This is a genomic window from Streptomyces sp. NPDC046805, from assembly GCF_040645355.1.
Taxonomy (GTDB): domain Bacteria; phylum Actinomycetota; class Actinomycetes; order Streptomycetales; family Streptomycetaceae; genus Streptomyces.
In genome coordinates, this window is the sequence record NZ_JBEYYC010000008.1 from 99,476 (window position 1) to 111,913 (window position 12,438).

Here is a 12,438-nt window from a genome sequence, read left to right on the forward strand (position 1 = left end):
TGGCCGCGCGTCACCCCGGCCGGTCGCCGTACCCCTCCGCGGGCACCACCCGCTTCTCCTCCGCGAACAGGCACGCCGAGTCGTGCACAGCCGGACCGGCCGCGGACCGGAAGCCGCTCGGAACGGCCAACGCCGGCACCTCCAGCGCGCAGCGCTCCCGGGCCTTCCAGCAGCGGGTGCGGAAGCGGCAGCCGGACGGGATGTCCGTCGGGGACGGGACGTCGCCGCTCAGGATGATCCGCTCGCGGTGCTCCCGGGCCTCCGGGTCGGGCACGGGCACGGCGGAGAGCAGCGCCTGGGTGTAGGGGTGGGTCGGATGCTCGTAGATCTCCGCGTCCGTGCCGATCTCCACGATCCGCCCGAGGTACATCACCCCGACCCGGTCCGAGATGTGCCGCACGATGGACAGGTCGTGCGCGATGAAGACGTACGACAGGTCGAACTCGCTCTGCAGCCGGTCCAGCAGGTTGATGACCTGGGCCTGCACGGACACGTCCAGCGCCGAGACCGGCTCGTCGGCGACGATCACCTCGGGGCGCAGCGCCAACCCCCGTGCGATACCGATGCGTTGGCGCTGCCCGCCGGAGAACTGGTGCGGATAGCGGTTGATGTGCTCCGGGTTGAGCCCGACCACGTCCAGCAGGTCCTGCACCCGGTGCCGCCGGTCGCCCTTCGGGGCCGCCTCGGGATGGATCTCGTACGGCTCCCCGACGATGTCGCCCACCGTCATCCGGGGGTTGAGGGAGGTGTACGGGTCCTGGAAGACCATCTGGATGCTGCGGCGTACGGCCTTCAGCGCCTTGCCGGACAGATGGGTGATGTCCTCGCCCTTGAACCTGATCGAACCGGCCGTCGGGTGCTCCAGGTTGCACAGCAGCCGGGCGACCGTGGACTTGCCGCAGCCGGACTCGCCCACGAGGCCGAGGGTCTCGCCCTTTCCGAGCGTGAAGTCGACGCCGTCGACCGCCTTCACCGCGCCGATCTGCTTCTTGAACAGGATCCCGCGCGTGAGGGGGTAGTGCTTGACGAGTCCGCTGACCTCCAGGATCGGCTCAGCCATCGAGGCACTCCCTCCAGAAGTGGCAGGCGCTCGCCCGGCGTTCGTCCACCTCGTACAGGGGCGGTACGTCGGTCCGGCACACGTCGCGCGCCAGCGGGCAGCGAGGGTGGAAGGCACAGCCGGGCGGGATGTGCGTGAGGCTGGGCGGCAGGCCCTTGATGGCGTAGAGCTCCCGGCCCTTGTGGTCCAGGCGCGGGATGGATTCCAGGAGGCCGCGCGTGTAGGGGTGGGCGGGCGCCTTGTAGATGTCGTGGACGGGGGCCGACTCCACGATCCGGCCCGCGTACATGACGGCGATGCGGTCGGCGACGTCCGCGACGACGCCCAGGTCGTGGGTGATCAGGATGAGCCCCATCCCGTACTCGCGCCGCAACTCCGCGAGCAGCTCCATGACCTGGGCCTGGACCGTGACGTCGAGCGCGGTCGTCGGCTCGTCGGCGATGATGAGCGCCGGTTCCAGTGCCAGCGCCATGGCGATCATGATGCGCTGGCGCATGCCGCCGGAGAACTGGTGGGGGTAGTCGCGCACGCGCTCGGCCGCGCCCGGGATGCGCACCCGGTCCATCAGCTCGACGGCCCTGGCCAGCGCGTCCTTCCTGGACATGCCCCGGTGGACGACGAACATCTCTCCGAGCTGGTCGCCCACGGTGAGCACGGGGTTGAGGGCGGACAGCGCGTCCTGGAAGATCATGGCCATCTGCGCGCCCCGGATCCTCCTGCGCTCCTCCTCCTTCAGCTTCAGCAGGTCCCGGCCCTGGAAGAGGATCTCGCCCCCGGTGATCCTCGCGGGCGGGGTGTCGAGGATGCCCATCACGGCCTGGGCGGTCACGGACTTGCCCGAGCCGGACTCGCCGAGCACCGCGAGCGTCTCGCCCGCGTCCACGCCGAACGTGACGCCGTTGACGGCCTTGGCGATCCCGTCCCGAGTCCCGAACTCCACGTGCAGATCGCGCACTTCGAGCAGCATGGCGCCGTCGTCACCTCAGCTTCGGGTCGAGGGCGTCGCGCACCGCGTCGCCGAGCATGATGAACGCCAGGACCGTGATCGCGAGGGCCCCGGAGGGCCACAGCAGGGCGTGCGGGGCGTTGCGGATGTAGGGGGAGGCGGCGGAGATGTCGATGCCCCAGGAGACGCTGGGCGGCTTCAGGCCCACGCCGAGGTACGACAGGGTCGCCTCCAGCGAGATGTAGGTGCCGAGCGCGATGGTCGCCACGACGATCACCGGGGCGACGGCGTTGGGCGCGATGTGCCGCAGCAGGATGCGGGAGTGGGAGGCGCCGAGGGCGCGGGCGGCCTGGACGTAGTCGTTCTGCTTGGCGGTGATGACCGAGCCGCGGGCGATGCGGCAGATCTGCGGCCAGCCCAGCAGCACCATGAAGCCGACGACCGGCCAGACGGTGTTGCTGGTCACCACGGAGAGCAGGACCAGGCCGCCGAGGACGACCGGGATGGCGAAGAAGACGTCGGTGATCCGGGACAGGAACGAGTCCCACAGACCGCCGAAGTACCCGGCGAGCCCGCCGAGGACCGAGCCGAGGAGGGACACCCCCAGCGTGGCGCAGACACCGACCGTGACGGACGCACGGGCGCCGTACACGGTCCGGGTGTAGACGTCGCAGCCCTGGCCGTCGAAGCCGAAGGGATGGCCGGTCTGGGAGCCCTCCTGGGCCTTGGCGAGGTCGCAGCTGAGGGGGTTGCCGGAGGTGATCAGCGAGGGCCACAGGGAGATGACGACGAGGAAGACGATGATCAGCGCGCACACGACGAAGACGGGATTGCGGCGCAGGTCCCGCCAGGCGTCGGACCACAGGCTGCGCGCCCGCCCGCCCGGGGCGCCCGGCGGGGACGGCGCCTGCGGACCGGCCGGCGGCCCGGGCACCTCCGGTGCGCGCGGCGCCCGCTCCAGCGCCTCGGCCTCGCTCGCCGCCAGGTCCATCCCGCCGCCCATGCCGGTGCCGGCGATGGCGCCCTCGGTGTCGTACGGCTGCTCACGCATAGCGGATCCTCGGGTCGAGTACGGCGTACAGCAGGTCGACGAGCAGGTTGGCGACCAGGAAGACGAGGACGAGCACGGTCACGAAGCCGACCACAGTCTGGGTGTTCTGCCGGAGGATCCCCTGGTAGAGCTGGTAGCCGACGCCGTGGATGTTGAAGATCCGCTCGGTGACGATCGCGCCGCCCATCAGCGCGCCGATGTCGGTGCCGATGAAGGTGACCACGGGGATCATGGAGTTGCGCAGCAGATGCCGCGTGACGACCCGGCGCCGGGGCAGGCCCTTGGCGATGGCCGTACGGACGTAGTCGGAGCGCTTGTTCTCCGCGATGGAGGTGCGGGTCAGGCGGGTGACGTAGGCGAGGGAGACGGACGCGAGGACCAGGCCCGGCACGATCAGCTCGTCGAAGGGGGCCTCCGGGGACACCGAGGGCTGGATCCAGTGCCACTGGACGCCGAGCAGGAGTTGGAGCACCAGGCCGGTGACGAACACGGGCACGGAGATGACGACGAGGGTGAGCAGCAGGACCCCTGTGTCGACGGGCCGCCCGCGCCGCAGGCCGGTGACAACGCCGAGGGTGATGCCGACGACGACCTCGAAGAGGATCGCCACGACGGTCAGCCGGACGGTCACCGGGAACGCCGTGGCCATCAGCTCGGTGACCGGCTGGCCGTTGAACGCCGTACCGAAGTCACCGGTGAAGACGTTCCCCATGTAGGTGAGGTACTGCTGCCACACCGGCTGGTCGAGACCGAACTCCTTGCGCAGCTGGGCGGCCGTGGCCGGATCGCAGGCCCGCTCTCCGCACAGGCCCGCGATGGGGTCGCCCATCACGTTCACCATCAGGAAGATCAGCAGCGTGGCTCCGACGAACACGGGGATCATCTGGAGCAGCCGCCGGACGACGTAGCGGCCCATGGCGGCTCAGCTCACCTTGATCTCGTTGTAGACCGGCACGCTGAACGGGTTCAGCGTCACGTGGGACAGCCGCTGCGAGTAGCCCGCGCTGCCGTTCTGGTACCAGAGCGGGATGGCGGCCATGTCGTCCCGGACGACCTCCTCCGCCTTCTGGAAGGTGCGCACCGACTGGGCCTGGTCCGTCTCGGCGTTGGCCTGGTCGACGAGCTTGTCGAAGTCCCTGTCGGACCACTTGCCGTCGTTGGAGGAGGCGTTGGTGAAGTACATCGGCTGCAGGAAGTTCTGGATGAGCGGGTAGTCCATCTGCCAGCCGGCCCGGAACGGTCCCGCCATCTTGTGCTGCGAGATCTGGTTGCGGAAGTCGGCGAAGGTGCCGACCGGGTTGCCGACGCAGGCCTTGTCGTTGCCGAGCGCGTTGTTGATGGAGTTGCACACGGCGTCGATCCACTCCTTGTGCGAGCCCATGTCCGCGTTGTAGGTGAGCTTGACCTGGCCGCCGGGGATGCCGCCGCCTTCCTTGACGAGCTTCCTGGCCTCGGCGGGGTCGTAGTCGCAACCGGCCCCGCACAGGCCCTTCTTGTAGCCGCCGTCCACGCCGAGGACCGGTGAGGTCCAGTCGGTGGCCGGGGTGCGGGTCCCCCGGAAGATCATGTCGGTGATCTGCTTGCGGTTGATCGCCATGGACAGGCCCTTGCGGACCTTCTCCGAGCCCTTCTTCTTCCAGGCCGGGTCGTAGTACGGGAACTCCAGCGTCTGGATGATGCCGGCCGGGGTGTTGAGATAGCGGTCGCCGAGGTCGGTCCTGACGTTCTTGAGCTGAGCGGCGGGGATGTCGTCGACCAGGTCGAGGTTGCCGGCCATCAGGTCGGTGTAGGCGGTGTTGTTGTCGGTGTAGACCTGGAGGGTCACGCCGCCGTTCTGCGCCTTGTCCGGGCCGGGGTAGCGGTCCCATGTCTTCAGGCTCATCTGCGCACCCTTGATGTACGACTCGATCGCGTAAGGCCCGTTGCCGACCGGCCTCTTCACCCAGGCGGCATGGTCGGTGAAGAAGGCCCGGGGCAGCGGGGCGAAGGCCGCGTAGCCGAGGGTGTCGGGAAAGCCGGAGAACTTCTGGCTGAGCCTGACGGTGAACGTGTGGTCGTCGACCACCTTCAGGCCGGAGAGCGTGTCGGCCGTCTGCGCGCCGCTGCCGGGGTGGACCTTGTCGTAGCCGTCGATGTAGCCGAAGAAGTAGGCGTTCTTCTGGTTGTTCCGCAGGCTCGCGCCGTAGTTCCAGGCGTCGACGAAGGACCGGGCGGTCACCTTCTCGCCGTTGGAGAAGGTCCAGCCAGGATTGATCCTGACGGTGAAGTTCTGCGAGTCCTTGGTGTCGATGGACGCGGCCAGCATGTTCACGGCCTCGCCGGACCTCGGGTCGTACTTCTTCAGACCGCGGAAGATCATGTCGAGGACCTTGCCGCCCTGCACCTCGTTGGTGTTCGCGGGCTCCAGCGGGTTCTGCGGGTCGCCCCAGGAGGAGGTCAGCACCGCGCGCTCGCCGCCACCGCCGCCTCCGCCCCCGCAGGCCGTCGCGGCGAGCGCCAGCGCCAGCGCGCCGGCGGCCCGTCTGGCATACGTGGCTCCACGCATGGCGCGCCTCCTCCGTGCATGCCGATCTCCGAATCGTCCGCCTCTCGGCCATTACCGGTCAATACTGATCTAATCTGCCCATATCGCGCACACGCCCCACCCGCGAGGGTGACCTTCAGGGGGACAGGTCATCCGATTGCAGGCAGTCCGGAACGGGCAGAGGTGATCTTGGAATGACAGCGCAAGGAATCTCCGCGCAATGTTGCTGAAACGTTGGATCACCCGCGCCGCCGTACGCATTTCGATACACAGGAGTCCGGTTATCGAACCGGTTGACCGTTTCGCCCTTTTGGTCCGATGTGAAGCACGGATTGATTACGGCGTGCTACCCGCGTAGCTACAGAACGGTCATGGCGAGGCAAAGAAGGTAAATAGAAGACCAAGCCAGCCGAGAATTTATTGACCTTGAATGAATTGCGTTGAAAAAGTCCGGCGTAGCCCGTAGGGGAGCGCCCTGCGGAGTCATCAGACCCTCCCTGGGCCAGGAGCACCATGACCCCCCCAACTCCATCTGCGGCTGCACCACTTGAGGTGACCGACGACGTCGCCGAGAAGCCGATCGCTTCTCCCGATTCGAAGGCCGGCCAGAGCAGGTCCCCGGGACAGCTCGCTTGGCGCCGCTTCAAGCGGGACCGGACGGGCGTCATCTCGGCGTTCATCGTGATCTTCTTCTTCGTGGTCGCGCTGGCCGCCCCGCTGATATCCCAGCTGTACGGCAAGGACCCGTACACGACGTACGGGCTCAACACCCCCGGGCTGCTCGGCGACAACGGCTTCCCGGTCAAGCCCAACGGCGGTATCGACGGCGAGTACTGGTTCGGCATCGACCCGCAGCTCGGCCGTGACGTCTTCACCTTCCTGCTCTACGCGATCCGCAACTCGCTCCTGATCGCCACCGCCATCACGGTCTTCGTCGTCATCCTCGGCGTGGTCATCGGCGTGACGGCGGGTTACATCGGCGGCAAGACGGACTGGTTCCTCGGCCGGGTCATCGACATCCTGCTCGCCTTCCCGCAGCAGCTGTTCTTCGTGGCGTTCACGCCCGTGGTCGTCGCCATGTTCGTGGGGGACAACGAGAACACGCCCACCTGGCTCGTGGTGGTCTCCATGGTCCTGCTGCTCACCGCATTCGGCTGGGCGTCCATCGCCCGGTTGCTGCGCGGCCAGGTACTGGCCCTGCGCGAGCGTGAGTTCGTCGAGGCCGCGAAGGTCACGGGCGCCTCTCCGGCGCGCATCATCTTCAAGGAACTGCTGCCCAACCTGTGGACCCCGATCCTCATCCAGGCGAGCCTCACGCTCCCCCTCATGGTCACCACTGAGGCGGGTCTGGCCTTCCTCGGTGTCGGCCTTCAGGACCCGACCCCCGACTGGGGCGTGATGATCGGGAACGCCGCCAAGTACTACCAGGACGACATCACCTTCCTGCTCTTCCCGGGCCTCACGATGGTGATCTTCGTCCTGGCGTTCAACCTCCTCGGCGACTCGGTGCGGGACGCGCTCGACCCGAAGACCAAGCGCTGAATCCGGCCAGTTCAGGACCACGGCAAGTACGCCGGGGTGCCGGTCTCCTCTCATCAACTCACTCAAGGCAGGATGCGATGTCCTTCTCGCGCAGAAACTTCCTGATAGCCACCGGTGTCGCGGCCGCTTCGACCTCGGTGCTGTCCGCGTGCAGCAGCGGTGACTCCAGCAGCAGCGGCGGCGGCAAGCAGGAGGCGGCCAAGGCCGACGCGACCGTCGTCAAGATCGGTACCGCGGAGGACTCCAAGGGCCCCGCTCCGGAGGTCTCCGGGGCGAAGAAGGGCGGCAAGGTCTACCTGCTGAACGACGACGACTTCTCGCACCTCGACCCGCAGCGCGTCTACTACGCCTGGAACTCGCTCGCCGCGATCGTCATCTCCCGCACCCTGACCGGCTACAAGGTCGCGGACGACGGCTCCCTGACGCTGGTCGGCGACCTCGCCACCGACACGGGCACCATGAAGGACGGCGGCAAGACCTGGTCCTTCACCCTGAAGGACGGCGTCAAGTGGCAGGACGGCTCCGACCTCACCGTCGACGACGTCCGCCACGGCATCGAGCGCGCCTTCGCCCCCTTCATCACCGAGGGCGCCATGTACGTCCAGACGTGGCTGACGGGCAGCCAGGAGTACCGCAAGTCCTACCCCGGTCCCTTCAAGGGCAAGCACCTGAAGTCGATCGAGACGAGCGGGAAGACCATCACCTTCCACCTCTCCGAGGCGCGCCCGGACTTCAACTACGTGGTCGCGATGCACTCGTACGCGCCGACCCCGGTGAAGCACGACACCAAGCAGGACTACGACAAGAAGCCGTTCTCCAGCGGTCCGTACAAGATCAAGTCGCACACCACCGACAAGTCGATGGTGCTGGTCCGCAACGAGCACTGGGACCCGAGCACGGACCCGATCCGCAACGCCTACCCGGACGAGTTCGACTTCAGCTTCGGCATCGAGCAGCTGACGGCCGTCGACCGCCTGCTCGCCGACTCCGGCAACGACCAGTACGCCGTCTCCTGGCGCACGGTTCCGCAGGAGCGTGTCCAGAAGGCCGTCACCGAGGCCAAGGACCGCATCTTCGAGGACCTGAGCACCGGCGTCAGCGTCTACTGGATCAACACCACGCGGATCACGGACAAGACCGTCCGTGAGGCCATCATCAAGGCGTGGCCGACGGCCGGCATCCGCCAGGTGCAGGGCGGCACCCACCGCGGTGACTACGCGACCGGCATCATGAGCCCGCTCGTCGCCGGCTACAAGTCCCAGGACGTCTGGGGCAAGCTGAAGAACCCGGCGGGCGACCCGGCCGCCGCGAAGGCGATCCTGAAGAAGGCCGGCAAGCTCGGCACCAAGGTCGTCTACGCCTACCAGCAGGACGACACCAACGCCAAGGTCAAGGTCGTCGTCGAGAACGCCCTGAAGGCCGCCGGCTTCGACGTCGTCACCAAGGGCATCGACTCCACCACCTGGTACGACCAGACCGGCAAGATCGACAACCCGTACGACGTCTACTGGGGCGGCTGGTCCGCCGACTGGCCGACCGGTTACTCGGTCTTCCAGCCGCAGTTCGACAGCAAGGTCATCGCCGACGGTGCGCAGAACTACTCGCACCTGAAGGACCCGGCCGTGGACGCGGCGATCAAGGCGGCCACCCTCGAGACCGACCAGACCAAGGCCAACGCCATGTGGGCCGCCCTGGACAAGCAGGTCACGGAGACCGCCGCCTTCATCCCCGACGTCTACATGAAGCGCCTGTACCTCCACGGCTCGAAGCTCGGCAACGTGAAGATGGACCCGAACTTCGACGGCTGCATGCTCTACAAGATGTACGTCAAGGCCTGATCCACACCTGAGAGGTGGGGCGGTCACCACACCGCCCCACCCTCGGCTCGTCCACCGGGCCTCCGGTCACCCCGGCCCGGCCCGATCCGTACGACGGCCCTCCCAGGAAAGCCAACCCCCATGCTTCGCTTCCTAGCCCGCCGAGTCCTCGGCGCCGTGATCACGCTGTTCATCATCAGCGCGATCACCTTCATGCTCTTCTACGCGGTGCCGCGCGACCCGGCTCGGATGGCTTGCGGCAAGCTCTGCACGCCGGAGACGCTCGCCCTGATCCGGCACAACATGGGGATCTCGGACCCGCTGCCGGTCCAGTACTGGCACTGGCTGTCGGCGATCTTCGTGGGCCGTGACTTCACCGGCTTCGGGCACTGCGACGCCCCGTGCCTCGGCTACTCGTTCGTCAACCGCGAGCCGGTCCTCTCGACCGTCATGGACCGCTTCCCGACGACGTTCTCCCTCGCCATCGGCTCTGCGGTGGTGTTCCTCGTCTTCGGTGTCGGCGCCGGCATGATCGCCGCGGTGAAGCAGGGCAAGGCCACCGACAAGATCGCCAGCTCCGCGTCACTGATCGCCTCGTCGATGCAGATCTACTTCGTGGGCACGCTGGGCCTGTACTTCTTCGTGTACCAGTGGCACCTCCTGGACCAGCCGTCGTACACGAACTTCCTGGACAACCCCGCCGCCTGGTTCAGCGGCCTGCTGCTGCCCTGGCTGGTCCTCGCGCTGATCTGGACCGCCAACTACACCCGTATGACCCGCTCCCAGCTCGTCGAGACGCTGAGCGAGGACTACGTCCGCACGGCCCGGGCCAAGGGCATGTCCAGCCGCAACGTCTTCTTCCGGTTCGCCTGGCGCGGTGCGATGGGTCCGATCGTCACCATCTTCGGCATCGACATGGGCGTCCTGCTCGGCGGCGCGATGATCACCGAGAAGACCTTCAGCCTCCAGGGCCTGGGCATGCTCGCGGTGAAGTCCGTCTTCACGAACGACCTCCCGATGCTCCTCGGCGTCATGGTCCTCACCGCGTCCTTCGTGGTGATCGCCAACATCGTCGTCGACGCGCTGTACGCGCTGATCGACCCGCGGATCCGGCTCGCCTGACCCCGCCCGCCCCCATCAGCTACCCCGCATCACCCCCCTCTGGAGCGTCCCCGTGACGAGCACCGACCAGCAGCCCTTCCTGTCCGTCAAGGACCTGAAGGTGCACTTCTCGACCGAGGACGGCACCGTCAAGGCCGTCGACGGCCTCTCCTTCGACCTCGTACGCGGCAAGACGCTCGGCATCGTGGGTGAGTCGGGGTCCGGCAAGTCGGTCACCAACCTGACCATCCTGGGCCTGCACAACCCGGACAGCACCACCGTCGAGGGCTCCATCGAGCTCGACGGCGAGGAGCTGAACGGCGCCTCCCAGAGGACGCTGGAGAAGCTCCGCGGCAACAAGATGGCGATGATCTTCCAGGACGCCCTGGCCTCGCTGTCGCCGTACCACACCATCGGCATGCAGATCGGCGAGGTGTACCGCAAGCACACCGGCGCCTCCAAGCAGAAGGCCCGGGAGCGGGCGGTCGAGATGCTCCGGCGCGTCGGCATCCCGCAGCCTGACGTCCGGGTGGACGACTACCCGCACCAGTTCTCCGGCGGTATGCGCCAGCGCGCGATGATCGCCATGGCGCTGGTCTGCGACCCCGAGCTGCTCATCGCCGACGAGCCGACCACCGCCCTCGACGTCACCGTGCAGGCACAGATCATGGACCTGCTCAAGGACCTCCAGCGGGAGTTCGGCACCGCGATCATCTTCATCACCCACGACCTGGGCGTGATCGCCGACATCGCGGACGACGTGCTCGTGATGTACGGCGGCCGGTGCGTGGAGCGCGGCCCGAAGGAGGAGGTGCTGCGCACCCCGCAGCACCCCTACACCTGGGGTCTGCTCGGCTCCATGCCGAGCCTGGACGGCCCGGTCGACGTGCCGCTGAACCCGATCCCCGGCTCGCCGCCCTCGCTGCTGAACCCGCCGTCCGGCTGCCGCTTCCACCCGCGCTGCGCCTTCGCCGAGAAGGTCGAGGGCAACCGCTGCGCGACCGAGCGGCCGCCGCTGGAGATCACGGACGGCCGCGGCAGCGCCTGCCACCTGACCGACGACCAGCGCCGCGAGTTCCTCGCCGACCTTGCCGCCAGCAAGGCCATCTGACGTACAAGAGACGGGATTTCACCACCATGAGCAGCACCACTCCCCTCCTGGACGTCTCCGGGCTGACCAAGCACTTCCCGATCAAGGGCGGCTTCCCGATCCGGCGCACGGTCGGTCACGTCCAGGCCGTCGACGGCCTCGACTTCACGGTCGGGGAAGGCGAGAGCCTGGGCCTGGTCGGCGAGTCCGGCTGCGGTAAGTCGACGACGGGCCGGCTGATCACCCGGCTGCTGGAGCCGACCGGCGGCACGGTCTCCTACCGCGGTCAGGACATCACGCACGCGGGCCGCAAGGAACTGGCGCCCATCCGGTCCGAGATCCAGATGATCTTCCAGGACCCGTACTCGTCCCTGAACCCGCGGCACACGGTCGGCAAGATCATCTCCGGTCCGATGGAGATCAACGGGATCAACCCGCCCGGCGGCCACGAGAAGCGCGTCCGTGAGCTGCTGGAGATCGTCGGCCTCAACCCCGAGCACTACAACCGCTTCCCGCACGAGTTCAGCGGAGGTCAGCGTCAACGCATCGGCGTGGCACGGGCGTTGGCGCTGGAGCCGAAGCTGATCGTGGCGGACGAGCCGGTCTCCGCGCTGGACGTCTCGATCCAGGCGCAGGTCGTCAACCTGCTCCAGAAGGTCCAGCGGGAACTCGGCATCTCCTTCGTGTTCATCGCCCACGACCTGGCGATCGTGCGGCACTTCTCGCACCGCGTGGCGGTCATGTACCTCGGCAAGATCGTCGAGATCGCCGACCGCGACGACCTGTACGGCAACCCGCGCCACCCCTACACCAGGGCCCTGCTGTCCGCCGTGCCCGAGGCCACGGTGGACGAGACGCCCCGCGAGCGCATCCGGCTCACCGGCGACGTCCCGTCCCCGATCAACCCGCCCTCCGGCTGTCGCTTCCGCACCCGCTGCTGGAAGGCCACGGAGAAGTGCGCGACCGAGGCGCCGCCGCTGGTGCAGGCCGACGGCAACAAGCCGGGCCACCTGACGGCCTGCCACTACCCGGAGACCGGGGACACCCTTGCTGTCTCCGCCCTCTCCAAGGAGCCCGAGGAAGTGGCCTGACAAACACCCCTTTTCCGTCAGCCGCTTCCGGCGGAACGGACCTTCGCCGGCCCATTGACCCGAGCCCACGAACGTCCGCTTCCAGGGACCGAGGGCCCGCGCCTGTCCAGGTGCGGGCCCTCGTCGTACGCCCAAGTCGGCTTTTTTCACGGCGAGTTCGGAGGACGGTGAGAAGACAGCCGATCGTCCCCGACCGTTCACCCTCGTGTGGCACAC

At 67.7% G+C, this 12,438-nt stretch carries 10 protein-coding genes; 5 read left to right on the top strand and 5 right to left on the bottom strand.

The window, feature by feature from the left end; genetic code table 11:
- Positions 1 to 10: 10 nt before the first annotated feature.
- From ABZ910_RS11315 to ABZ910_RS11335, 5 genes are read right to left on the bottom strand one after another with little or no spacing between them, the layout of a single operon-like run.
- On the bottom strand, positions 11 to 1,060 hold the full coding sequence (locus tag ABZ910_RS11315; RefSeq protein ID WP_361361988.1) for a dipeptide ABC transporter ATP-binding protein: 1,050 nt from the start codon (positions 1,058 to 1,060) through the stop codon (positions 11 to 13).
- On the bottom strand, positions 1,053 to 2,027 hold the full coding sequence (locus ABZ910_RS11320; RefSeq protein ID WP_361361990.1) for an ABC transporter ATP-binding protein: 975 nt from the start codon (positions 2,025 to 2,027) through the stop codon (positions 1,053 to 1,055). Before ABZ910_RS11320 ends, ABZ910_RS11315 begins: the two co-directional genes overlap by 8 nt.
- 10 nt (positions 2,028 to 2,037) lie before the next feature.
- Positions 2,038 to 3,057: an ABC transporter permease gene (locus ABZ910_RS11325; protein ID WP_361361992.1), complete on the bottom strand. Its 1,020-nt coding sequence runs from the start codon at positions 3,055 to 3,057 to the stop codon at positions 2,038 to 2,040.
- Complete coding sequence (locus ABZ910_RS11330) at positions 3,050 to 3,973, bottom strand: ABC transporter permease (RefSeq protein WP_361361994.1); 924 nt, start codon at positions 3,971 to 3,973, stop codon at positions 3,050 to 3,052. The genes ABZ910_RS11325 and ABZ910_RS11330 overlap by 8 nt, the downstream gene beginning before the upstream one ends.
- A gap of 6 nt (positions 3,974 to 3,979) precedes the next feature.
- Positions 3,980 to 5,602: an ABC transporter substrate-binding protein gene (locus ABZ910_RS11335; RefSeq protein WP_361361996.1), complete on the bottom strand. Its 1,623-nt coding sequence runs from the start codon at positions 5,600 to 5,602 to the stop codon at positions 3,980 to 3,982.
- Between the two features lie 492 nt (positions 5,603 to 6,094).
- Between ABZ910_RS11335 and ABZ910_RS11340 the strand changes: the two genes are divergently transcribed.
- The 5 genes from ABZ910_RS11340 (at position 6,095) to ABZ910_RS11360 (ending at position 12,222) form a co-directional block, all read left to right on the top strand.
- Complete coding sequence (locus tag ABZ910_RS11340; protein ID WP_361361998.1) at positions 6,095 to 7,123, top strand: ABC transporter permease; 1,029 nt, start codon at positions 6,095 to 6,097, stop codon at positions 7,121 to 7,123.
- A 77-nt stretch (positions 7,124 to 7,200) separates the two neighbouring features.
- On the top strand, positions 7,201 to 8,961 hold the full coding sequence (locus ABZ910_RS11345; protein WP_361362000.1) for an ABC transporter substrate-binding protein: 1,761 nt from the start codon (positions 7,201 to 7,203) through the stop codon (positions 8,959 to 8,961).
- Positions 8,962 to 9,081: 120 nt separating this feature from the next.
- Positions 9,082 to 10,062 (top strand): ABC transporter permease, encoded by a 981-nt coding sequence (locus tag ABZ910_RS11350; protein WP_361362002.1) that lies wholly within the window; start codon positions 9,082 to 9,084, stop codon positions 10,060 to 10,062.
- A 52-nt stretch (positions 10,063 to 10,114) separates the two neighbouring features.
- Entirely contained in the window at positions 10,115 to 11,152 is a 1,038-nt protein-coding gene (locus tag ABZ910_RS11355; RefSeq protein WP_361362004.1) for an ABC transporter ATP-binding protein, read from the top strand.
- Between the two features lie 26 nt (positions 11,153 to 11,178).
- A complete protein-coding gene (locus ABZ910_RS11360) occupies positions 11,179 to 12,222 on the top strand; it encodes a dipeptide ABC transporter ATP-binding protein (RefSeq protein WP_361362006.1) in 1,044 nt (347 codons plus the stop codon).
- The last annotated feature ends 216 nt before the right edge of the window (positions 12,223 to 12,438 follow it).